We start from the raw sequence: 23,408 nt of genomic DNA on the forward strand, positions 1-23,408 counted from the left end.
GGCAGCGACTGTCAATCCCACTTAACTAAGGATTAGATCCTATTAGCGCTGACGGTAAGGAACCATGGTGTCAAAATTGATGCTACCAAGGGCAACCCGAGTTACTGTGTTGGCAGGACGAGAAACCTGCTTCGCCATAGCCAGGAAGTTGGCGGGATCGCCAGCTTTCGGTTGCTTCTCTTGGGGAACAAAGCGACGGACAGAAGTTTGCCAGATAACTTGGGGGAATCCCAACTGGGTCCGGTGGTATTCATTGTACCGGGGAGTCTTCAGGTTAAAGGGTGTTTCGCCCACATTGCGCTGAGGCAGAACCCGACGACGTTGATAAGGAACCGTATCATATCCGAAGTTATCCAGGTATTCGTCGCTATTGAGTAGTTCCTCAATGAAGCCCTTCGGTCCTTTGTTAGCAATCACAATTGACCAAGCGATTTTTTCCCGTTCGTTGTAAACATCACGACCGAGAATTCGCTGAACGCACATTTCCGCAAAGCGGTAGTTGCTGTTGGTTTGGTAGTTCCTCTCCAAGAAAGGAGCCGAAGTCGCTAACCCACCAATAAAGTCACGGACGGTGATCTGACCAAACTTGAGTTGGGACTCCAGGAAGGTTTGGCGATTGCTTTTGAGCATTTGATGCTCACTAAAGATTTGCCGATAGGCCGCCCAGATCAGAGTGTCCCACTCAGAACCCGAAGGCATATTTTCAGCCGTATAAATTTGGGGCTGCTCATCACCTGGAACTTCATATCCAGCAACACGAGTATTGAAACTCGTGGTAGTGTAGCTTAATAATGGAAGGGGCACCATTAATCTCCTTATTCTAAAACGTCAGCATTGTTTATCAGTTATCGCCAATGAGCAATCCCAGGATGATTGGGATTTAGCATACTGGCATCAATATACCATGCTTACAGATTAGGGGATTGAGGCGATCGCAGTCTAACTTTTATGAAGCTCTGCAATAATATGTAACATTTTAGCAATCTTCCCCCAAACACTAATAGAGCCACTACCACCTACCGCCTAGCTTCAACCCTTTTTTTTTGGTAAACTTTTGTAAATATGCTCAAAGCCGCTGGCCCTATGAAAGGAACATTAACCCAAGGATCTGTTACATCTACCCTGATTAACCTCACTCTACCAATGATTTGGGGAGTGTTTGCCATTATTGCCTTTAGCCTAGCAGATACCTACTTCGTCGCTAAGTTGGGAACCCGACAACTAGCCGCGATGAGTTTTACCTTTCCAGTAGTCACCCTATTAGGAAGCGTATCTATGGGACTGGGGATAGGCGCTGCTTCTGTCATTGCTAGGGCTATTGGGGAGGGAGAACCCGATCGCGTCCGCCGCCTCACCACTAACTCTCTCAGTCTGTCTCTGCTTATGGTTAGTGTCTTGGTCGTCCTCGGTATCAGCACCATTAACCCCGTGTTTAAAGCCTTGGGAGCCAGTCCTGATATCTTGCCATTTATCCGCGAGTATATGACCATTTGGTATGGGGGTGTCATTTTTCTGGTGGTTCCTATGGTCGGGACTAGCGCTATTCGCGCGGCGGGTAATACCTTCGTTCCTAGTGTGATTATGACTGTCGCTGCTGTCGTTAATATTATCCTTGACCCCATATTTATCTTTGGCTTTGCTACTATACCAGCCATGGGACTGCGGGGAGCCGCGATCGCTACTGTTATCGGTCGCGCTACCACTTTAATCGCTTCCGTCTTCTTCCTGCATTTCCGCGAAAAAATGCTCCTCTGGAAACTTCCCACCCCCAAAGACCTATTGTCCGACTGGCGACAAATTCTTCATGTTGGTATTCCCGCTACCGGAACCAATATGATTACCCCTATTTCTACCGCCGTCGTTACAGGTTTGGTCGCTACAGAGGGGGCCGAAGCCGTCGCTGGTTTTGGTATTGCTACCCGAGTCGAGGCTTTCGCTTTAATTGTGATTATGGCACTCTCTGCTAGTATTGGTCCTTTTGTTGGTCAAAATTGGGGCGCTCAACTTTATCATCGCGTACACACTGCTATCCGACAGTCTTTCCTGTTTTGTATATTTTGGGGAGTCCTATTAACTCTTATTTTGGCTGCTAGTTCTGAACAAATCGCTACCGCTTTTGATCAAAATCCCAATGTAGTCGCGATCGCTGCTAGTTACCTCACCCTCGTTCCCGTTAGTTATGGAACTATGGGTCTCATGTTCATCGCTAGTTCTACTTTTAATGCTTTGGGTAAGCCTTTACCATCTTTGATGATGACTATTACCCGGATGTTATTACTTTATGTTCCTTTGGCTTATTTGGGTAGTCTCTGGTGGGGAGTTAAAGGCATTTTTGCCGCCGCTTGTATTGCTAATTTACTTGTCGGTATTGGCGCTTATTTTTGGACTTGCAAAACTTGGCAATTGCGATCGGCTGATCCAGTTGTCATAGAATAGCTTTTTTTTTAAATGGCCCGGCCGCCCAAGTGAAAAGGGGTTGACAGGGCGGCGCTACTCGGCTATGATAGGAGTATATTAAATAATGGAATTTGAGCAAAAATAATATTTTCGCAAATATTCCAATTATATTATAGTATAGCACGGACTCCCCCAAAAAGATAGGGTTTTCTGAAAAAAAAAGCGCGGGGGCGCGCCGAGAAAAATTTTTTTTTGGCCCAGCCGCTGAGTCCTAAAAATCAATTAACGACCAACTAATTTATCGCGTAAAATGCGAATGCGATCGCGAAATTTAGCCGCCTCCTCAAACTCCAACTGTTGCGCCGCCTCATTCATGCGAACCTCCAACTGTTCAATTAAAGTTGGTATTTCTTCCAGGGGTAAATCATCCACCTGTTGACAAGCGAGATCAATTTGTTGAGAATTTAAGCGTCTGGAGACATCCAAAAACGCCAAAATGGCATTACTGGAACTTTTGACAATAGATTTAGGGATAATCCCATATTTTTGATTATACTCCAACTGAATTGTTCGCCGTCGGTTAGTTTCGGCGATCGCCTTGCTCATGCTGTCCGTCATATTATCAGCATACAAAATCGCCTGACCGCGAACGTGACGCGCCGCCCTCCCAATAGTTTGAATCAGAGACCTTTCCGCGCGCAAAAATCCTTCCTTATCCGCATCCAAAATAGCCACCAGAGACACCTGTGGTAAATCCAAACCTTCCCGCAATAAATTAACCCCAATTAACACATCAAATTCACCTTCTTGTAAAGACTGAATAATCTCAATGCGCTGAATCGACTGTATTTCCGAATGTAGATATCTGACACGAATCCCCCTATCTTGGAAATACTCAGTTAAATCCTCCGCCATTCGCTTAGTTAAAGTCGTCACTAAAACCCGTTCATTTCTGGGGATTCTTTCCTTAATTTCAGCGATTAAATCATCCACCTGTCCTGTAGTCGGACGGACAAATATTTCTGGGTCAACTACCCCGGTTGGTCTAATAACTTGTTCAATAACCTGACCTTGAGATTGTGCAATTTCCCAATCTCCTGGTGTCGCCGAGACTAAAATACACTGTTTAACTTTTTGCCAAAATTCCTCAGATTTCAAAGGTCGATTATCCGCCGCACTAGGGAGACGAAAACCATGTTCAATTAGCACCTTTTTTCTAGCTTGGTCGCCATTATACATAGCCCGAATTTGAGGAACCGTCACATGAGACTCATCGACCACCAATAACCAATCATCAGGAAAATAGTCCACCAAACACTCAGGAGGGGAACCGGGAAGCCTTCCAGCGAGGTGACGAGAGTAGTTTTCCACACCATTACAATATCCCACTTCTCGCAGCATTTCCAAGTCATAGCGAGTGCGTTGATCTAGGCGTTGGGCTTCCCAAAGTTTACCAGCTTTTTCTAACTCGGCTAACTGTTGTTTAAGTTCAGCAGCAATAGCATCACAAGCAGCATCTAACCTATCTCCGGGAGTCACAAAGTGGCGCGCGGGGTATATGTTTAATGTTTCTAAACTCTGTAAGACTTCTCCGGTTACGGGGTCAATATAACGAATTGCATCAATTTCATCCCCGAAAAATTCCACCCTAATTATGCGGTCTTCATAGGCGGGTCCAATTTCTAAGACATCTCCGCGAACTCGGAAGCGTCCGCGAGTGATTTCGGTGTCATTGCGGCTATATTGAATAGAGGCTAGGTCTCGCAAAAGTTGGCGTTGGTCTCGGTCTTCTCCTACCCGTAGGGGAATGGCGGCGTTGAGGTATTCGGTGGGTATTCCTAACCCATAAATACAGCTAATGGAAGCTACGACGATTACATCTCGCCTTTCAAATAATGACCGAGTAGCTGAGTGTCTCAGCATATCAATTTCATCGTTAATTGAGGCTGTTTTTTCTATATAAGTGTCGGAAACGGGAATATAGGCTTCCGGTTGATAATAGTCGTAATAGCTGATAAAGTATTCAACGGCATTGTTAGGGAAAAATTCCCGCAGTTCATTGCAGAGTTGGGCGGCGAGGGTTTTGTTATGGGCGAGGACTAGGGTAGGGCGACCTAATTGGGCTATGGTGGCGGCAATGGTAAAGGTTTTTCCGGTTCCAGTTGCGCCTAATAGGGTGGTTTTAGGATGACCGGATTTGATGCTGTTAATTAATTGGGCGATCGCTAATGGTTGATCTCCTGTAGGTTGAAAGGGTGCTTTTAACTCAAATTTGACCATAGTTCAATTTGATATTATTTCAGATAATATTTGATAGTTGGTTGTGGCGGGAGTTAATTGCTGAACGGAGGGGGAAGGATTAATGATTTAAGCAAGATTCTATAGTTGCCACCACTGAATCCGCCAAAGATTTTAAATCATATCCCCCTTCTAATCCTAACACAATTTTGCTGGTTATTTGGCAGCAATAGTCGGTAAAAACCCCAAAATCTTCCGGCTGTAAGGAAATACTGGCTAAGGGGTCAGCTTGATTGGCATCATATCCAGCACTGACAATTAATAAATCTGGCTGAAAATTTTGTAAAAAAGGGATAACTTTATGTTCAAAAGCTGGCTGGTATAATGCCATGGTACTACCGGGAGACATCGGGATATTTAAAACATTATTATATTGACCTTTTTCTTGGGGGTAGCCAGTTCCGGGATAACAGGGGGACTGATGAAGGGAACAGTAAGCCATTTGGGGGTGATTTTCGACCAGGCTTTGGGTTCCGTTACCGTGGTGAACGTCCCAATCAAGAATAGCAACCCGGTTGATACCAGGCTGTTGAATGGCATAATGAGCAGCGATCGCCGCATTAGAAAACAAACAGAACCCCATACCCCGACCCGCTTCGGCATGATGTCCGGGGGGACGGGCTAAAATAAAACTAGGTCTGGCGGTAGTCAAAGTGCGATCGACACCATCTAACCAAGCACTGATCGCCAATAGCGCCACCTGGTAACTCTCCTCAGAAATGGGAGTATCGCCGTCAAGATGGCCGCCGCCAGCACTGGCAATATTTTTAATCCTGTCAATATGGGAGTCGGTGTGAACAGCCTTGAGGACTTGCATAATCAGGCTTTGGCGGTCTTGTACCGGAGTGGGTGACAGCCAAGTTAGTTGGTCACTCCAAGGGGCGGCCCGCAAACCTTGGACGATCGCTTTCAGGCGTTCGGGTCGTTCAGGATGAAATAAACCCGTTTTGTGTTCCAGAAATTCGTCAGAGTAGATAACAGTTAACATTGACCGTGCCGGGGCTAACAATAGGGGACAAAAAGGCAACAGGGCCGAGAGGGATTCCCCTCAAAAATGTGTGAAAACTATGCTATAATTTTATAGCCTAGTCGCGCGTTTTCAAATAATAATCGAAAATCAATTTATTTGATCTGATTATTTCACAAAAAAGCGACAGTTTTTGCAATACTAATGGAGTTTTAAATTCTATGAGCGCTTCCGAATCCCGAATTATCCCAACGGATTTGCGGAACGAGATGCAGCAATCCTATCTCGAATACGCCATGAGCGTCATTGTAGGTCGGGCGCTGCCAGATGCCAGGGATGGGTTTAAACCAGTCCATCGTCGCATCCTGTATGCCATGAATGAACTAGGCCTAATGCCCGATCGCCCCTTTCGGAAGTGCGCCCGGGTGGTAGGGGAGGTTCTGGGTAAATATCACCCCCACGGTGATACAGCCGTTTACGATGCCCTAGTGCGGATGGCTCAGGAATTTTCGATGCGATCGCCCCTAATTCAAGGTCACGGGAACTTTGGGTCCGTCGATAATGACCCCCCCGCCGCCATGCGATACACGGAATGTCGCCTACACTACCTCACCTCCGAAGCCATGTTGCGGGATATCGACTCGGATACCGTAGATTTTGGCGATAACTTTGACGGTTCCCAACAAGAACCCCTAGTGCTTCCGGCCCGCATTCCTCAACTGTTGCTCAACGGTTCCTCCGGTATCGCCGTCGGAATGGCAACTAACATCCCCCCCCATAACCTCAATGAGTTAGTCGATGGCTTAGTCGCGGTAATTCATAATCCCGAAATTACTGACATCGAACTAATGCGCTATATCCCTGGTCCTGACTTCCCCACCGGGGCGAAAATTCTCGGACGCTCTGGTATTCGGGAAGCCTACACCACCGGACGGGGTTCTATCACCATGCGGGGAGTTGCCCAAATTGAAACCATTGAACACCGAGGACGACCAGACCGCGAAGCTATTATCATCACCGAGTTACCCTACCAAACCAACAAAGCCGCTTTAATCGAAAAAATCGCCGAAATGGTGAATGAGAAGCGCCTGGAGGGGATCTCAGATATCCGAGATGAAAGCGATCGTGAAGGGATGCGGATCGTCGTGGAACTCCGACGAGATGCCTATCCTAGGGTGGTTCTCAACAACCTTTATAAACAAACTCCCCTTCAGGCTAACTTCGGCGCTAATATGTTAGCCCTAGTTAACGGAAAACCAGAATTACTTACCCTCAAGCGATATCTCCATGTTTTCCTAGACTTCCGCATCCACACTATCCGGCGGCGTACTGAATATGAAAAACGCAAAGCCGAAGAACGTGATCACCTCCTGCAAGGATTATTAATTGCTCTCGATAATCTGGATGCAATTATTGCCCTAATTCGCCATGCTGCTGATAGCCCTACAGCCAAACAAGAGCTAATCGAAAGGTTCGGACTTTCTGAACCACAAGCTGATGCGATTTTACAAATGCAACTGCGACGTTTAACCGCCTTGGAAGCTCAGAAAATTGACCAAGAACATCAAGAACTTTTGGAGAAAATTGCTGACCTCAACGATATTTTAAATCGCCGAGAACGGATTTTAGAAATTGTTGAGCAGGAAGCAATACAAATTAAAGAACGTCACGGCACACCCCGGCGGACGGAAATTGAACTCGAAGAAAGTGAGCTGGAAGATACGGATTTAATTGCCAATGAAAAGGCGATTATTCTCCTCACTGAACAAGGCTACATTAAACGGATGCCAGTTAATACTTTTGAGGCTCAAAATCGCGCGACTCGCGGTAAATCTGGTACCAAAATGAAGGAGGATGATGGGGTTAAACATTTCTTGAGTTGTCGCGACCATGACAGTATTCTATTCTTTACTGAACGGGGGGTAGCTTACTGTTTAAAAGCCTATCAAATACCTATCGGGTCTCGCATCGCTAGGGGGGTGCCGATTGTGCAAATGTTGCCAATTCCTCGGGATGAGAAAATTACCTCTTTGGTGGCGGTTGGGGAATTTACCAACGATGAATATTTGGTGATGCTAACTAAGGGTGGTTATATCAAAAAAACTGCCCTTTCCGCTTTTAGCAATATCCGTTCTAATGGATTAATTGCCATTTCCTTAAATGAAGGAGATGAGTTGCGCTGGGTACGCAGTGCCAGGGTAGATGATAGCATTATTATCGGTTCTCGCCTAGGTATGGCTATTCATTTCCATACTGATGACAAACAATTACGACCCCTCGGTCGCGCTACCCGTGGGGTTAAATCTATGAAACTAAAACCAAATGATGAACTCATTGGTATGGATATTCTCCCTAGTTTTATTGTGGCTACTATTCCTCAATTGGGGGGTGAAGAACCGGAAATAGAAGAGGAGGAAAATACTACTGCGGTTGAAGATGTGGAAGATATGGATTCCTCGGAAGAACTAGCTACTACTGAGGTTGAACCTGATGGGGTTTCGATTTTGGTGATTACTACTAGGGGTTATGGAAAACGGGTTCCTGTGTCTCAATTCCGCTTACAAAATCGCGCCGGAAAAGGAATTATTGCTACTAAGTTTAAACCCCATTTATCTGGTGATTGTGTGGTAGCGCTTCAGGTGGTACATAATACTGATGAATTGATGTTAATTACCAGCCGGGGAATTATTATTCGTCAGGTGATTAGTGCTATTTCTCGACAGTCCCGCAATGCTACCGGAGTGCGGGTACAACGCTTGGATAAGGAAGATGCGATCGCTGCTGTCGCTTTAGTCCCTTTATCTGGTGAAGGGGACGATACCGAAGTTGATATTGACCCTGATACTGAGGTTGAATTTGAACAAGTTAATAACTGAACCCTGACAACCTAAAAACCCTACTACCCCCCCCATTTCCCGCTAATAAGGTTAGGGGGGATTTTTTTATGTATCAATTCAATATATCAATTTCGAGGTTTCTACAGTCCATGAGCCTCAAAAAGTTGCACAAATCGGATAGAAAAATCTGGCAGTATAGGTTATAATCAGATCAGAAACCCAAGTAGTGCCCTTTCACATCGATATAACCAAAGTCATGGCAGCTTTATTCTGCCTGATTTTGGCTATATTTAATACATTTACTTAGGTTTGTAAAAACTAACTACTCTCCGGTTAATTGGCTTTTGTTGGGTTTCACACAACCTACTCTCTGTGGGCTTTTGTTGGGTTTCACCCAACCTACTCTCTGTGGGCTTTTGTTGGGTTTCACACAACCTACTCTCCGGTTAATTGACCTTTGTTGGGTTTCACACAACCTACTCTCCGGTTAATTGACCTTTGTTGGGTTTCACACAACCTACTCTCCGGTTAATTGACCTTTGTTGGGTTTCACACAACCTACTCTCTGTGGGCTTTTGTTGGGTTTCACACAACCTACTCTCCGGTTAATTGACCTTTGTTGGGTTTCACACAACCTACTCTCTGTGGGCTTGTGTTGGGTTTCACCCAACCTACTCTCCGGTTAATTGACCTTTGTTGGGTTTCACACAACCTACTCTCTGTGGGCTTGTGTTGGGTTTCACCCAACCTACTGGCTGGCTTTTGTTGGGTTTCACACAACCTACTGGCTGGCTTTTGTTGGGTTTCACCCAACCTACTGGCTGGCTTTTGTTGGGTTTCACACAACCTACTGGCTGGCTTTTGTTGGGTTTCACACAACCTACTGGCTGGCTTTTGTTGGGTTTCACACAACCTACTGGCTGGCTTTTGTTGGGTTTCACACAACCTACTCTCTGTGGGCTTGTGTTGGGTTTCACCCAACCTACTGGCTTGTGTTGGGTTTCACCCAACCTACTCTCTGTGGGCTTGTGTTGGGTTTCACCCAACCTACTGGCTTGTGTTGGGTTTTACTGTATTTTTGCACAGATTTCCATTATTTGATAATAAGTCAAGTTCCAGGATTTGTCAAGGGTAAATATATATATATTATGTGATTTTACCTAACTCTTAGCCTCTGGTCGGGAGTGGGTAATATCAAATGGATAGGATAAGCAGCATCACTGATATGGATAGTATATGCGGCTTGTAAATATTGCTGATATTCAGGATTATTAGTTATGTGGGTTTGGAAAAATGCCACACTTAGACTTTTGATATATCCCTGGGAAATTTCTGTAGCTGGACGGGTCAAACCTCCTAGGTTGGGTATGGCTTCAGCCGTATATTGATTCATATCAAAAAAGTGACTATCCTTTTCTTTCAACACTAAATATCGATGGGAATTATTTAACCAATTAAAAGCTGGTATTTGTTCTAATATGGCTGGTGCTAATATGTCTAAGCCACTGGCTACCATCATCACTGGAATGGCGATTTTATTGATACTTGCTTCTCCTAATATACTGCTATTGATGGGGTTAATCAGCAAAATCGCATTAACTCTTTCATCTCGCAAGTTGATGTCTGTTTGCGGTAATTCTAGGGCGCGACACTGGAGAAATAGGGAAGGATTAAGGGAAAAATTGTCTTGATTGCAGTCAATGTTGAGTTGTGCAAAATTCAGCGGCGCACCTCCTAAAACTAAAGCGGTATAACCTCCGAGAGAATGTCCGATTACTCCCACATTTTCCAGGTTTAGGCGATTGGTTAAATCTCCACTATTTAAGGCTTCCAGATAGTCTAATACTTGGGAAATGTCAAGGGGTCTGTCTATAAATTCTCGCGGATTAAACATATCTGAGACTTTCCCAATTAACAAGTCTTGGAATTGCTGAAAATCACTACCAGTGTGCTGAGGAATAGCTACCGCAAAACCATAGGAGGCTAAATGGCGGGCGAGGGATTCAAACCGACTGCGGTCTGAGGCTAAACCATGAGATATGATTAAAGTGGGTATATTACTATCAGTAGTTTCCGGAAGGTACAAATCAAAATCAAATTGGCGATCGCGACTTGAATCACTAATGGTAAAGGTGGATTTAGAACTTGGTATTTCTCCGATTTTTCGCAAGTCTCGCCATTGACTAAAATCAAGATTTCCAGCATTTTGAGCCTGAGAAGATGCCAGTTTTTTGATATCTGCAATTGTTATCTTAGTTGAATCAATTAAAATTGCCATATTAGTTAATGCTTGTAAAGCCTCATTGAGGTTCACATAAATACTAGGACTAGGAAACTCTCTGATCATATCAATGAGGGTAAATCCTTCAGGGAGACTACTCGCTGATACGAGAGCATTTCGGATCGCCTCTGCGCCATTAGCATCGGGTTCAGTTTCGACAATATCTCCCACCTGAATTAAAAAATCTGCCACCATAGGAGAACTCAATAAATGGCTGATTTCGGCATCACTAAACTGATAGCGTCTCCCCAATATTTCCCGGACTTGTGCCTGAATTTTAGGACTTAATAAATTGGCGACATTATCTAAACTTTGATTTTCGGAATTATTCGGCTTACTTTCGAGATAACTTTCTAAAACATCGACAGGGATAGAAAAATCTCTATTTCCGATGGAAAAACGTAAAAACTCAGCGGCTTGAGTGGGGGTGGCTGTCCAGACAAGGGTTGATAACCCTAGACTCAGCAAATTGAGACCAAGTATTATATAATTGGGCTGCATTAGTATTCTCAGTGTTTAACTTAGGATGAGATAGTTGTTCAGTTTTTGATAAAATCAAGACTCTGCAACTTGTAATCCCTAAACCTACAAACAATTATGGCAGTAACCACCCAACAATTAATCGATTGGAAACAGCAGGGACACCAAATTACCATGCTAACTGCTTATGAGTATGCGATCGCCAAAATTCTCGACCAAGCAGGTATTGATATTATTCTAGTAGGTGATTCCCTAGCCATGGTGGGTTTAGGCTACCAAACCACCCTACCACTAACCCTTGAGGAAATGTTGCACCACGCCAAAGCAGTGCGTCGGGCTGTGGTAAGATCCCTATTGGTAGTGGATTTACCATTTTTGACCTACCAGGAAAGTCCCCAACAGGCGATTCATTCAGCCGGACGGATATTGAAAGAAACAGGAGCATCGGCCGTAAAGTTAGAAGGGGGCTATGATGAAATGGCTAATACGGTCAGCGCCTTAGTTAAAGTGGGTATTCCCGTTATGGGTCATGTCGGCTTAACTCCCCAGTCTGTACATCAACTGGGAGGGTATCGCCAACAGGGGAAAACCATAGACGCAGCACAACGCATTTTATCAGAAGCGATCGCCTTACAACAAGCGGGGGCTTTTGCTATAGTCTTGGAACATATCCCCAAGGACTTGGCGGCGGAAATTACCCAACAACTAACCATTCCCACCATTGGTATTGGCGCGGGTCCCCACTGCGACGGACAAGTGCTGGTAACCTCTGATATATTGGGGTTAACCCCCTGGCAACCACCATTTGCCAAAAAATACGCCAACCTACACGATACCATTACCAACGCCGTGACACAATTCTGCACAGAAGTTCAAGAGGGGAAGTTTCCCTAATGACCACCCCAACCAGACCGTTGATTATTGGCGTTTCCGGTGCTTCAGGACTTATTTATGCCGTCCGCGCCTTAAAATACCTCCTGCAAGCCAACTATGCTATCGAATTGGTGGCTTCTAAGTCTTCCTACATGGTATGGCAAGCTGAGAATAATTTGCAAATGCCTGGAGATAGCGATCGCCAGGAATTATTTTGGCGACAGCAGGCTGGGGTGGAAACCGGGGGAAAACTGCGTTGTCATCCCTGGCAGGATGTAGGGGCTAATATTGCTAGTGGTTCCTTTCGGACTATCGGTATGATCGTGATTCCCTGTAGTATGAGTACAGTGGCTAAAATTGCCCAAGGTCTGAGTTCCGATTTACTCGAACGGGCGGCAGATGTACAATTAAAAGAAGGTAGAAAATTGGTAATTGTACCACGGGAAACTCCCCTAAGTCTTATCCATCTGCGAAATTTGACCACTTTAGCAGAAGCAGGTGCGCGCATTGTCCCGGCTATCCCGGCTTGGTATCATCATCCCCAAACTATTGAGGATTTGGTAGATTTTGTCGTAGCGCGAACCCTAGATCAATTTGAGATTGATTGTGTACCTTTGCGTAGGTGGAAACCCGATTAATTCTGAGGGGAGTTGCTAATTATTTATTGACATTTTCAATGGGGTTATTTAGGTGATGTCTGGAAAAAGTGCGATCGCTATTTTGATTATAGTCGGTGGTTTGGTATTGTTAACTATACAAAATCTTTCCCCCGCCATATCTTTAGTATTTTTGGGTATGCAATTACCCACCTTACCCCTGTCAGTATGGCTACTAATTTTTCTGTTCATCGGTATATTAACCTCTCTGATGATTGCCAGTTTATTCCAACTCTCTTACACCCCCTCTCCGTCACGTCCTAAAGCCAGTAAAAAACCTATACAACCATCCCCCCAATCTAACCCACCTGATGCACAAATCCCTCCGTCACCACAAGCCGATGATTCAGAGTGGGATAATTTGCAATCCGAACTAGAATTAGAACCCGAAAATCAACCGCCTATCCCTACCTCCAAAAATAAATCCCCCAAAACTCACAAAAATAGTGATGATTGGGAAACCGAAGTCCGCAAAGTTAGCGATAGTTGGGATGAAAATGATAGCGATCGCCAAAATGAACCAGAAACCCCACCCGTTAGACAAACTACCCCCAAACCATCAGAATCAGAATCCTGGAATAAACGCAATATCAATCCCTTAAACTCTCCTAATACTGATGAAGATTGGGATAATTTACCTCCCCATAATGCACCAACCACCCCCACTCCTCCACCCCCAGAAAACACCCCCACCACCACTCCCACACCCCCAGAAACCACCGGAAAAACCTTTGAAGTACAGCAACAACCTCAAAAAGAATCCTGGTCAGGTTCCGTCTATTCCTTCAATTATAAAGACGGTCAAAATTCCGGTGCTGGTCGTACCGAATCGGTGTATGATGCAGACTATCGTCTAATTAACCCACCTTCTCCCCCTACCAAAATTCAATCTGATGAGGAAGATTGGGGTTTTGATGATGAGGATGAAATCGGTTAAAATTATCTGGCTAGTTATTATCAGTTGTGCGCTTTTTGATTGTCTTATGGTTTTAGAACAAATACAAGGAATTAACATCTATTTAATTGGTATGATGGGCGCTGGAAAATCTACCGTTGGGGAGATATTGGCTAATCGATTAAGCTATAAGTTTTTTGATACCGATGTTTTGATTAGTCAAGTTTCGGGACAAGCCATTCCAGAAATTTTTTCCACCCAGGGAGAGGAAGAATTTAGGAACTTAGAATCTCAAGTCCTATCTAGTCTCTGTGCTTATCAACATTTGGTGGTAGCTACTGGGGGAGGGGTTGTTATTAAAAGGATGAATTGGAGTTATTTAAGACATGGTATCATTGTCTGGTTAGATGTCCCAACTCATTGCTTATATGAACGTCTAAAAGGAGACACAACCCGACCTCTCCTACAACACCCAGACCCCCTAACTCGCCTCGATAATATCCTCGAAACTAGGCGACATCTTTATCAACAAGCTGATATTTCTATTACTATCAACGGGAATGAAAAACCCTCAGAAATTGCTGAACAAATTATTACTAAAATCCCTAATATCCTCAAGCAGACTCAACCCAACCTTAATTAATCATGGATAATTGATGATTAATTACCGGGTGGGGTCGGGCGGGTTTATTGATATAGCCGGTTATCCATTAATTGCCGGGTGGGGTCGGGCGGGTTTATTAATATTGTCAATTATCCATTAATTGCCGGGTGGGGTTGGGCGGGTTTATTAATATTGTCAATTATCCATTAATTGCCGGGTGGGTTGGGCGGGTTTATTAATATTGTCGCTGAGTCCCATAACTAACTGCGGAACCCGCCCCTACAATTATCAATTATTCATCCCCGACGACTGTTTTTAAAAACCTTCCCCAGCCAGATAATGGATATATGCACAAAGTGGCGTTTTTGTCAAGATAGGTCAAAAAATGGATCGGACTTTAGCCAAAAACTCGTGCATCGTGAATTTAATTTTTTGGTGGGATAATAAATTGAAGTCCGATATAATCAGCGTTACAGCCTCTATTTTTGCATAACGACATAGCAACCCCTTGGGTGCGATTTATTTGAGTGTACCACAACCCCTATAATCTCGTCAACTTTTTGCGAGGGATTTTCAATAAAAATGTATTAATTCTTAACAATCTTTTGAAAATAAAATCCCTCTGGCTGTATGAATTAGCAAAACTTATCAAAATCTCACAAAGGAGTCGGGTAGTAGAATGATTAATGGTTGGTTATTTTAGTGATTAGTCTGGAGGAATTAAAACTCAATATCGGGGGAATTTTGCGATCGCCACAAAGCCTGAACTAATCGAATTTCCCCATAATTGTAGGCTTTTCCTAGATATTCATAAATTGGTGTGAGGGGTCCATCTCCCAAAACAGCGATCGCTTCTAAAATCACCTGTTTTCGTTCAGGAGATATCAAAGTATCAATATCGATATCGCCATAATTGTTAGCAATTAAATCCGCCAAATGACCATAAATTGTAGTAGATTTTAATCCTCTCTGGTCGGCGATTTCCTGGACACTTAAACCCTGCTTAAATAACTCCCAAGTTTGGATAACAGTAGGGGAGACATGATACCACTTAGAGACAGATGATGATGATAAAGTAGTTAATGGCGGTTTAGTAGGCTTGAGGGGAATACCTTGTTCGAGACAATATTCATAAATAGCATTTAAGAACTGCTGACCATAAGATTGAGCTTTATAAGCAGTCACCCCAGAAAGTCTCAAGAGGTCTTCTTTAGTTTGGGGACGTTCTCGCGCCATTAACCCCAAAGTCGAATCAGAAAAAATCTTATAGGGAGCAATATCATTTTGGTCAGCGATTTGTTTACGGACTTGGCGAAGATGCTCTAATAACATTTTAACATCCGCCGCCATAGACCAAGTTTGTTGTGGAAGTTGACGATCGCGTACCACCGCAATTTTGACTTCCCGCTGTCTTTTCATCACCTCCCAACTGAGGTTATTTAACTTCAAAATAGAATAGCCATCATTAGTCTGGTCTAACAGTCCTTGATGCAAAAGCGATCGCGCTAACATTTTCCACTCATCAACAGTCCGGTCTCGTCCTATATTATAGGTGGAAAGTTTATCATGTCCCCTACTCACAACCCTTTGATTTTTAGAACCCCGTAACACATCAATAATATAACTCATCCCAAACCTTTCCCGACACCGCGCTACACAGGATAGAAACTTCATCGCTTCCAGCGTCCAATCTTCTATAGGTCGTTCATGGCAACAATTATCACAGCCGTCACAATTACCGGGAAATTCCTCTCCAAAATAGCGAAGTTGAATGCGGTGGCGACACTCAGTAGACTCCGCATAATCAATCACCTGTCGCAACTGTTGGCGCGCAATTCTTTGTTCATCAACATCAGGTTTTTGCTCAATCAAATATTCAATAGTTTTCATATCCCCATAACTAAAAAATAGCAGACATTGAGCCGGTTGTCCATCCCGTCCAGCGCGTCCTGACTCTTGATAATAGTTTTCCAAACTTTTCGGCAAATCGTAGTGTATAACAAACCGAACATCTGGCTTATCTATACCCATACCGAAGGCGATAGTAGCCACGATAATTCGCACATCATCTCGAATAAAACGGGTATGACTTTCTAGGCGATCGCTATCCGCCATTCCCGCATGATAGGGGAGGGCGGGGATATTATTATGTTGTAATTGTAATGCGACTTCTTCCACCCTTTTCCGACTGGAACAGTAAATAATTCCTGAACCGGACATAGATTCAATGGCTTTTAATAGTTGAGTGAACCGTTTTTTAGGTTGTTTAGGAATCACCTGATAGTAGAGATTTGAACGGTAGAAACTCGCCACATGAACATAAGGTTGTTTGAGGACAATTTGTCGAATTATATCAAATCTGACCCGTTCGGTAGCCGTAGCAGTGAGAGCGATCGCCGGGACGTGGGGATAACGCGATCGCACCTGTTGAATTTGTCGATATTCTGGTCTAAAATCGTGACCCCAATCCGAGACACAATGGGCTTCATCAATTACCAGAGTTGATATTCCCAATTCCGCATCAATGCGATCTAAAAACCCTAAAAACTGAGGAGATAGTAACCTTTCTGGTGCTACATAAAGCAGCTTAATTTTACCTTGTAGAATAGCAAACTCTCGCTGACGCGCTTGATTCAAATCAACCGTACTATTCAGAAATGTCGCCTCAATACCATTATTTTTTAGCGCTTCTACCTGGTCTTGCATTAACGCGATTAAAGGTGAAACCACCACTGTCAGACCGGGTTTCAGCAGGGCGGGAAGTTGAAAGCACAGGGATTTCCCCCCCCCTGTAGGCATAATTGCCAGTACATCGCGCTTTTGCAGCACTTGTTCTATAATCTCCCGTTGTCCTGGTCTAAAGCTATCATAGCCAAAATACTGTTTAAGGCATTGTTGCAGGGATTGAGGTTGGGCTAGATGCGGCGGAAAACCTGACATAACTTGCTGATTCCGTTGACTGCTAAGGTGGACTTATAAGATGGGTTACGGATAATCCTTTAGTTTATCTCATTTTCTGATCACTTGCAGTTGATGATAGGCTGGTGCTTAATTCCCGCCTCCTATTGAGAAACCCGGTTTCTTATGATTTATGATTAATTATAAGGTAGAATAGCATCATCTAAATTCACCTTCTTTAAAATAGCGCCGTTAAGGTTAGCGCCTCGCAAATTCGCACCCCGTAAATCAACCGAGTGTAAAATAGAGCCTTTCAGGTCAGCACCTCGCAAATTCGCACCTCTTGCGTCGGTATTTTCCCAAGCAGATTTTCTGAGATTAGCGAATCGTAAATCAGCCCCCATTAGTTGGCAATTATTAAACTTAATCCCCCATAAATAAGACCCATTTAAATGGCTGTTAACCAAGTTAGTATAATGAAAATTCGCTTGATAGCCGATCGCATTTATCAAAACCGCCTCATGGAAATTAGCGTAACTCAAATTAGCCTGATTTAAACTCACCGCCGATAAATTCGCCCTGGTAAAATTCCCCCGTCTTAGGTTTGCGCCATTCAGATTAATCCGACGGGCGATCGCCTCTCGAAATTCCACCCCAATTAAATTAGCATTTCCCAAATCCGCATCAGTCAAATTCCCATCACATAAATTAGCCCCCAGTAAAACCGCCCCTTGTAAATTCGCCCCTTCCAAATCACAACCTTCCAGGTTTGCACCTGCTAAATCAGCCCCCATTAAATTAGCCAACCTCAACTTAGCACCCCTTAAATTAGCGCCATGAAGATTAGCCCCAGCCAAATTAACCCCTTCCAGGTGGAAACCAGAGAAATTAGCCTCCTGTAAATCCGGTGCGATCGCCGCATTTTGCCGTCGCCAAAACTCCCATTTCACCACACCCCGCCTCAAGATTGCTAATTGTTCAATATTAGCCATAATAACCCCCTATTCCTTACTCCTTACTTTCAACAAATAAGGTATCGCGACCATAAACATTAGCGATCGCATTTAAAGCCGCCGCCGACCCTGCCAAAATATCCTGTTCATTTCCACCCAGATACAAACGTCCAAAACTCCCCACCGCTTGCACCTGTAGAATATTAATTAAAGCCGCCTTTTCCGCTTCATTCGCAGCCAAAGCAGCATAAGCCGCTGGTTGCACCTCTAAAACATATAAAGTTTGTTTAGCCAGCAACAACTGTCCCCGGCGAGTCCGATTAATCAATTGTGCCTGGTGAGGGTCAATATTGCGAATAATTTGACTAGAGACCACACGCGGCTTGAGGCGATCGCTTTCTTGTACCCCCAAAGCATCCAAAATCGCCCTACCCGCCGTTAACGTATCTCCCTGGCGGCTAGAGTGAATTTCCAACAAACCATACAACCTTTCCACAAACTGAACACCAGGACGCACAGCCGTAGACTTCAAAGCCACATCAGTAATGCGGTTAATCTCAATTCCCGGTGAAATTTCAATCCACAGCGACGCATCCCCAGGTAACGGCAAAAACCCCAACGATACCGTCCCAATATAGGCAGCGTGTTGGGGCTGTAAATTGTCCAGATAAACATAACTTCGCAGTTCTACACCCAAAGTCAAACCTCTTTCCGAGTTCCTCCCCACATCAAGAATAGGAAAACCCCCTGATGTGAAGATGTCAAGCCTAACCATTGTACCCCTTCGCGTCACACAAAAGTTAGGCTCACAACCACCTACCTGAGAATATCCATGTTGCTAATCAGTAATTCCTGGCGGGTTTTTCCACAGGGTTCAATGCTTTCGCAGTCGTTAACATTTTGCAGTGAATATTTTAGGGAAACCTGACGATTGATGAATTGATTAGCCTTAGCACAAATATCGAAAGTTGCCCCTAAGTGGTGTTCCCGGTTCATCTGATCTTTAAGGGTCACATAGCACATAATGTCCCCCTGAACCATATTAGTCACTTGTCCCACTTGGAGTTGATCATTGCTGGCTCGTTGTGCTATATATCCCTGTAATTCAGCCGTGCGATTCGTGGTCATCTTAGTGAGACAGTTGGTGAACAGCAGACCCTCTAAAGTCCCCCCCAACGCTTCCGCAGATTCAAATCTACAATTCGTGTCGCGGAATTGAATCCAAGCCCGTTGTGCTGCAATCAGGCGCTGTCTTTCCTCCCCTTGCACTTTTGGGGTCAGTTGTTGGTAAACTTCATTCAGTTTGCGATCGGCTGCTCGATAGTCATCATCAGCACATTTTTTCATTTCAGCCATTGAACCATTACGGTTACACTGTATCCCTTGCGCTACATGAGTTTCCGCAACTTCTGAGTTAGTAGCGCCAGGGAAAGCCAGGAAAGCAGCAAAGATAGCGGTAGCAATTTTGTCAAGCATAGTAGGTAGGTGCTAGTGAATTGGTGAACTTGTATGTAAACTATCCTTTCTGACTACAGATATCAGCTTCAAAAGTGCCACCTTCTTAACTGGTGGCGTTTTTCCTGACCTTTCCCCCTTCTTGGCGCTGAAATTCTCTCTGTAGTCATAACAACTTCTGAAACTGCCACATCGGTGGTAGGAATTATCTATAATCAATGCCCCTCACCGGATCATAGTTGATATGCTATCTTAGCTGTCAACGTGCTTTCTACTTACTCCATCCATCTCCACGATATGAATATATGTAAAGTTTTGCCTCAAAAATTGCTCACCCTGATTTCTGGTAGTTTGTTTCTCTTGGTTATCGGCTGCGATATCCTACCCAGCGCTAGGGTTGAACCCATAGACCCAGAGAAACTAACCGCTTTAACCAAACCCCCCAAACCCTATACCCAGTCAGCTTTATTAATTGCCGTTGGCGATATTATGATGCACGGACCACAAATTAGGTCCGGTTATAATCCCAGCACAAATACTTATAATTATGACCCTTTTTTTACGGAAGTTAGCGACATTCTCCAAACCGGAGATTGGGTAATTGGGAACTTAGAAACTACCCTAGCAGGTTCAGCAACCGGATATACAGGTTATCCCTTATTTAATGCACCGGATACCCTCGCAGATGCCCTGAAAAATGCCGGATTTAATATTTTAACCACAGCTAACAATCACTCCCTAGACCGTCGGGAAGCTGGTTTATTAAAAACTCTGGAAAATGTCAGAAGTAGAGGTTTGGTTCCCGTCGGTACAGCCGCCTCCCTGGAGGAAGCAGATACTATTACTGTGATGGAAAAAAATGATATATCAATGGCGTTTTTAGCTTATACCTACGGCACTAATGGCATTCCTATCCCTAGGGGAAAGGATTATTTAGTTAACTTAATTGATGAAGCGAAAATCATCCAAGATATTCAGAAAGCGCGAGAATTAGGAGTTGATATAGTTACTGTAGCCTTGCATTTTGGCACGGAATATCAACGCCAGCCGAATGCTGAACAAAAACGACTGGTCGCCAGTTTGGTTAATGCGGGTGCGGATATTATTTTAGGGAGTCATCCCCATGTGGTTCAACCCTATCAAATTTTTGATATCACTGAGGAAGATGGTACTATCCGCCAAGCTGTGGCTATTTACTCAATGGGTAATTTTATTTCTAATCAGCGGGGAAATTATCGGGATGTGGGAGTTATTTTTAAGGTGAGAATTAACAAGAATTTTCCTGATGAAACCATAGAAATTGCTGAGGTGATAGCTTTACCCACTTGGGTACATCGATATTCACTTCATGGGAAACTGAATTATCGTATTTTGCCTTTAGAATCGTTGTTAAATACTCAGGACGACCCTCTACTAACTAGCCGTGATTATTCTCAACTAGCCAGATATTTGGAGGAAATGAATCGCCATCTTGCTTCGTTACTACCGACATCTTCTCTGGTGGGTCAGAACCGTTAAACAGGGATAATCACGGGATAAATGACTATCAAAACTTGGCGCGAATGGTAAAAGAATAATCGCCGCCTGGTTCAAGTTTATAGTCCCACTTTTCCAGAAATCGCCCTAGGGGTTCTTGGATTAAGGCGCGACCCTGGGAGGGTCGAATTACTAAGGTTTTACGTTGTCTAAATCGCCATTGAAACTGCCATACATAGTCGCCGGCGCTGACATCTCCTTCGAGAATACCAGACTGCCAGGACTGACGGGTAATGCGGATATGGGCATTGGTTTCGGGTAAAGGACCTCTAGCATGAGTCACTAGCAACCTGCTGCTCTATAAAACTTAAACAAAACCGGACATAGCCGGATATTGATGTTTATTTCTTGCTTCGTCCGGGACTGTCGGCAGCACCCCGTCCACAAGTGTAATCGTCGGAACCCGGCGATTTTTCTAAATTTATACTGGCGTTCAAATCTCTATCAATCTTCAGGCCACAGTTCTGACATTCAAAAGTCCGACGGACTAGGGGCATTTTTTGACGATAACCGCAATTAGAACACAGTTGACTGGATGGATAAAATCTATCGGCAATAATCAACTTTGAACCATAACGTTCTGCCTTGTAACCGAGTTGACGACGGAACTGATAAAATGAAGCATCAGCGATAGAACCCGCCAAACAATGATTTTTCAGCATTCCAGACACATTCAAATCTTCAATGACTACTTGGCTGTGGTTTTTAGCCAAAAAAGTAGTTATTTTATGAATCGTGTCACCGCGAATATTAGGGACTCTTTGATGTAGCTTTTGAACTTTTAAGAGACATTTGGCCCGATTTTTTGAGCCTTTGACTTTGCGACTTAAATGGCGTTGTAATCTGGCTAGTTTTTTGGTCGCTGCTTTATAAGCCTTGGGATTAGAGAATTGGGTCCCATCGGAGCAAGTCGCCAAATTGTTAATTCCTAGGTCAACCCCGATTCTCTCTCGGAATTTCGGTGTGATTTCTGGTGTGGTTTCTACAAAAAAGCTCATATACCAGTCACCTGCTTGGCGCGTTATAGTGACTTTCTTAACTAGACTGGGTGGTAGAGCCTCAAATGTAGAAACCCAGCCCACAAAAGGCAGCTTATGGCGAGTTCCTGACAGATTGAATGGCTTTCCGGAATTGTCAAGCGTCAAACTATCATGGTAGCCTTTCTTCTTAAATTTAGGATAACTGCTTATTCCCTTGAAGAAGCGCTTAAAGGCATCCCCTAGATTAATGAAGCCATATTGATAAACTTTAGAAGACAATTCAGACATCCAAGGATATTGAGGTTTCACATAATTCGTAAAAACCTTTTTAATGGAGTTGATATTAGGCTTGAGTCCCTCTTCATAAGCTGACATCCATAAGTGTAATCCCCAATTAAACACGAACCGAGCATACCCCGCGTGTTTGGCCATCAAGGTAGCTTGACGGTCATTGAGTTTTAGTTTTGTCCGGAAAGCTTTGTAAGGCATGATTTGATTTTACCATGAATCCGACTTTATGAGTATGTCGTCAGGGAAATTTGGCATGGTCTGGGGTTTGACCGTATATTCATTATTGAGTTGCGAATCTTTTTGGGTATTGTACCTTATTGTCCTAAGATGTAAAGCAAATCTTGGATTAAATTCTTGCTCCTGGGATAATGCCGGAAATTCAGATTCTGGACATTAGTCAACACTGCGACTATTGTAGAGGCTCATAGCTTTTTCTACTCCATCTTCTAGGGCTAATTCTATGGCTTCTAATACCTGTTGTAACAGTTTATCCATAGTCTGGCGCTCATTAGGGGGAAATTTACCCAGGACGTGGGAGATGGTTTCTCGATCGCTGCTACTGGCTGGGGGTTGGGGTTTATCAATTCCTAGGCGGAGGCGAGGGAAATTTTGAGTCCCTAAATGAGCGATCGCCGATTTCATGCCATTATGTCCCCCAGCGGAACCGGACAGCCGCAGGCGCAGCCGTCCTACTGGTAAATCCATGTCATCATAAATCACTAACACGGATTCCGGGGGGAGTTTGTACCAGTCCACCACAGACCGAATAGCTTGACCTGACCGATTCATGTAAGTTAAGGGTTTCAGGAGGTACAGCTTGTTATGCGATCGCATCTTAGCCTCACCAAATACCCCCTGAAATCGACGGTTTTCCGATAGGTTAGCCCCCCACTTGTCAGCCAAGAAATCGACGGCTTCAAAGCCAATATTGTGGCGGGTACGGTCATATTTTGACCCCGGATTACCTAAACCTACAATTAGTTGTGGTATTAAAGCCATTGCAGAGG

General features: G+C 44.1%; 19 protein-coding genes. 7 read left to right on the plus strand and 12 right to left on the minus strand.

What is annotated here, in order from left to right:
• Positions 1–42: 42 nt before the first annotated feature.
• Positions 43–807 (minus strand): phycobilisome rod-core linker polypeptide, encoded by a 765-nt coding sequence (locus N39L_RS17925; protein WP_006617749.1) that lies wholly within the window; start codon positions 805–807, stop codon positions 43–45.
• A gap of 276 nt (positions 808–1,083) precedes the next feature.
• Here N39L_RS17925 and N39L_RS17930 point away from each other — a divergent pair, with 276 nt between their 5' ends.
• On the plus strand, positions 1,084–2,436 hold the full coding sequence (locus N39L_RS17930; protein ID WP_231851943.1) for an MATE family efflux transporter: 1,353 nt from the start codon (positions 1,084–1,086) through the stop codon (positions 2,434–2,436).
• Positions 2,437–2,679: 243 nt separating this feature from the next.
• On the opposite strand, the gene uvrB is transcribed toward N39L_RS17930, so the two are convergent.
• Together uvrB and N39L_RS17940 are read right to left on the minus strand one after the other, a co-directional pair.
• Positions 2,680–4,677: an excinuclease ABC subunit UvrB gene (uvrB, locus tag N39L_RS17935; RefSeq protein ID WP_006616700.1), complete on the minus strand. Its 1,998-nt coding sequence runs from the start codon at positions 4,675–4,677 to the stop codon at positions 2,680–2,682.
• A gap of 79 nt (positions 4,678–4,756) precedes the next feature.
• Entirely contained in the window at positions 4,757–5,683 is a 927-nt protein-coding gene (locus N39L_RS17940; RefSeq protein ID WP_006616699.1) for a histone deacetylase family protein, read from the minus strand.
• Positions 5,684–5,883: 200 nt separating this feature from the next.
• Between N39L_RS17940 and gyrA the strand changes: the two genes are divergently transcribed.
• Entirely contained in the window at positions 5,884–8,538 is a 2,655-nt protein-coding gene (gyrA, locus tag N39L_RS17945) for a DNA topoisomerase (ATP-hydrolyzing) subunit A (protein ID WP_006616698.1), read from the plus strand.
• A 632-nt stretch (positions 8,539–9,170) separates the two neighbouring features.
• Here gyrA and N39L_RS17950 read toward each other — a convergent pair.
• Positions 9,171–9,476 carry a hypothetical protein gene (locus N39L_RS17950; RefSeq protein ID WP_148261857.1) on the minus strand — a complete coding sequence of 102 codons (306 nt, stop codon included), beginning with the start codon at positions 9,474–9,476 and terminating at the stop codon, positions 9,171–9,173.
• Positions 9,477–9,655: 179 nt separating this feature from the next.
• On the minus strand, positions 9,656–11,281 hold the full coding sequence (locus N39L_RS17955; RefSeq protein ID WP_006616377.1) for an alpha/beta hydrolase: 1,626 nt from the start codon (positions 11,279–11,281) through the stop codon (positions 9,656–9,658).
• 96 nt (positions 11,282–11,377) lie between these two features.
• Between N39L_RS17955 and panB the strand changes: the two genes are divergently transcribed.
• The 4 genes from panB to N39L_RS17975 are packed head-to-tail and all read left to right on the plus strand — an operon-like array spanning position 11,378 to position 14,327.
• On the plus strand, positions 11,378–12,154 hold the full coding sequence (panB, locus tag N39L_RS17960) for a 3-methyl-2-oxobutanoate hydroxymethyltransferase (RefSeq protein WP_006616376.1): 777 nt from the start codon (positions 11,378–11,380) through the stop codon (positions 12,152–12,154).
• The gene (locus N39L_RS17965) at positions 12,154–12,771 is read left to right on the plus strand and encodes a flavin prenyltransferase UbiX (protein WP_006616375.1); all 618 of its coding nucleotides are present in this window, start codon (positions 12,154–12,156) and stop codon (positions 12,769–12,771) included. Before panB ends, N39L_RS17965 begins: the two co-directional genes overlap by 1 nt.
• 55 nt (positions 12,772–12,826) lie before the next feature.
• The gene (locus N39L_RS17970; protein WP_043468365.1) at positions 12,827–13,726 is read left to right on the plus strand and encodes a hypothetical protein; all 900 of its coding nucleotides are present in this window, start codon (positions 12,827–12,829) and stop codon (positions 13,724–13,726) included.
• Between the two features lie 46 nt (positions 13,727–13,772).
• Positions 13,773–14,327, plus strand: coding sequence for a shikimate kinase (locus N39L_RS17975; protein ID WP_014275924.1), 555 nt, complete (start codon positions 13,773–13,775; stop codon positions 14,325–14,327).
• A 681-nt stretch (positions 14,328–15,008) separates the two neighbouring features.
• Here the strand turns inward: N39L_RS17975 and recQ are convergent.
• The 4 genes from recQ to N39L_RS17995 form a co-directional block, all read right to left on the minus strand.
• Positions 15,009–17,228, minus strand: a complete 2,220-nt coding sequence (gene recQ / locus N39L_RS17980) for a DNA helicase RecQ (RefSeq protein ID WP_014275926.1) — start codon at positions 17,226–17,228, stop codon at positions 15,009–15,011.
• 155 nt (positions 17,229–17,383) lie between these two features.
• Positions 17,384–18,178, minus strand: a complete 795-nt coding sequence (locus tag N39L_RS17985; RefSeq protein WP_014275927.1) for a pentapeptide repeat-containing protein — start codon at positions 18,176–18,178, stop codon at positions 17,384–17,386.
• A 16-nt stretch (positions 18,179–18,194) separates the two neighbouring features.
• On the minus strand, positions 18,195–18,836 hold the full coding sequence (gene ccmP / locus N39L_RS17990) for a beta-carboxysome protein CcmP (RefSeq protein ID WP_006618400.1): 642 nt from the start codon (positions 18,834–18,836) through the stop codon (positions 18,195–18,197).
• Between the two features lie 119 nt (positions 18,837–18,955).
• Positions 18,956–19,615: a lysozyme inhibitor LprI family protein gene (locus N39L_RS17995; protein ID WP_014275929.1), complete on the minus strand. Its 660-nt coding sequence runs from the start codon at positions 19,613–19,615 to the stop codon at positions 18,956–18,958.
• 276 nt (positions 19,616–19,891) lie between these two features.
• Between N39L_RS17995 and N39L_RS18000 the strand changes: the two genes are divergently transcribed.
• A complete protein-coding gene (locus tag N39L_RS18000; protein ID WP_043468368.1) occupies positions 19,892–21,112 on the plus strand; it encodes a CapA family protein in 1,221 nt (406 codons plus the stop codon).
• Between the two features lie 28 nt (positions 21,113–21,140).
• Here the strand turns inward: N39L_RS18000 and N39L_RS18005 are convergent, their stop codons facing one another.
• From N39L_RS18005 to pth, 3 genes are all read right to left on the minus strand, one after another.
• Complete coding sequence (locus tag N39L_RS18005; RefSeq protein ID WP_006618397.1) at positions 21,141–21,413, minus strand: DUF3146 family protein; 273 nt, start codon at positions 21,411–21,413, stop codon at positions 21,141–21,143.
• A gap of 58 nt (positions 21,414–21,471) precedes the next feature.
• On the minus strand, positions 21,472–22,599 hold the full coding sequence (locus N39L_RS18010) for an RNA-guided endonuclease InsQ/TnpB family protein (RefSeq protein ID WP_014275931.1): 1,128 nt from the start codon (positions 22,597–22,599) through the stop codon (positions 21,472–21,474).
• 195 nt (positions 22,600–22,794) lie between these two features.
• Complete coding sequence (gene pth / locus N39L_RS18015) at positions 22,795–23,400, minus strand: aminoacyl-tRNA hydrolase (protein WP_006618395.1); 606 nt, start codon at positions 23,398–23,400, stop codon at positions 22,795–22,797.
• Positions 23,401–23,408 lie beyond the last annotated feature (8 nt).

The organism is Limnospira platensis NIES-39 (assembly GCF_026000695.1).
GTDB lineage: Bacteria > Cyanobacteriota > Cyanobacteriia > Cyanobacteriales > Microcoleaceae > Limnospira > Limnospira platensis.

Bases quoted from the DNA above. Each gene is read 5' to 3' on its own strand.
- N39L_RS18000 (WP_043468368.1), top strand. From the start codon at position 19,892: ATGAATATATGTAAAGTTTTGCCTCAAAAATTGCTCACCCTGATTTCT.
- recQ (WP_014275926.1), bottom strand. From the start codon at position 17,228: ATGTCAGGTTTTCCGCCGCATCTAGCCCAACCTCAATCCCTGCAACAA.
- N39L_RS17930 (WP_231851943.1), top strand. From the start codon at position 1,084: ATGAAAGGAACATTAACCCAAGGATCTGTTACATCTACCCTGATTAAC.
- N39L_RS18010 (WP_014275931.1), bottom strand. From the start codon at position 22,599: ATGCCTTACAAAGCTTTCCGGACAAAACTAAAACTCAATGACCGTCAA.
- N39L_RS17955 (WP_006616377.1), bottom strand. From the start codon at position 11,281: ATGCAGCCCAATTATATAATACTTGGTCTCAATTTGCTGAGTCTAGGG.
- N39L_RS17985 (WP_014275927.1), bottom strand. From the start codon at position 18,178: ATGGCTAATATTGAACAATTAGCAATCTTGAGGCGGGGTGTGGTGAAA.
- N39L_RS17975 (WP_014275924.1), top strand. From the start codon at position 13,773: ATGGTTTTAGAACAAATACAAGGAATTAACATCTATTTAATTGGTATG.
- N39L_RS17925 (WP_006617749.1), bottom strand. From the start codon at position 807: ATGGTGCCCCTTCCATTATTAAGCTACACTACCACGAGTTTCAATACT.
- N39L_RS17965 (WP_006616375.1), top strand. From the start codon at position 12,154: ATGACCACCCCAACCAGACCGTTGATTATTGGCGTTTCCGGTGCTTCA.
- uvrB (WP_006616700.1), bottom strand. From the start codon at position 4,677: ATGGTCAAATTTGAGTTAAAAGCACCCTTTCAACCTACAGGAGATCAA.
- N39L_RS17940 (WP_006616699.1), bottom strand. From the start codon at position 5,683: ATGTTAACTGTTATCTACTCTGACGAATTTCTGGAACACAAAACGGGT.
- gyrA (WP_006616698.1), top strand. From the start codon at position 5,884: ATGAGCGCTTCCGAATCCCGAATTATCCCAACGGATTTGCGGAACGAG.
- N39L_RS17970 (WP_043468365.1), top strand. From the start codon at position 12,827: ATGTCTGGAAAAAGTGCGATCGCTATTTTGATTATAGTCGGTGGTTTG.
- pth (WP_006618395.1), bottom strand. From the start codon at position 23,400: ATGGCTTTAATACCACAACTAATTGTAGGTTTAGGTAATCCGGGGTCA.
- N39L_RS17995 (WP_014275929.1), bottom strand. From the start codon at position 19,615: ATGCTTGACAAAATTGCTACCGCTATCTTTGCTGCTTTCCTGGCTTTC.
- panB (WP_006616376.1), top strand. From the start codon at position 11,378: ATGGCAGTAACCACCCAACAATTAATCGATTGGAAACAGCAGGGACAC.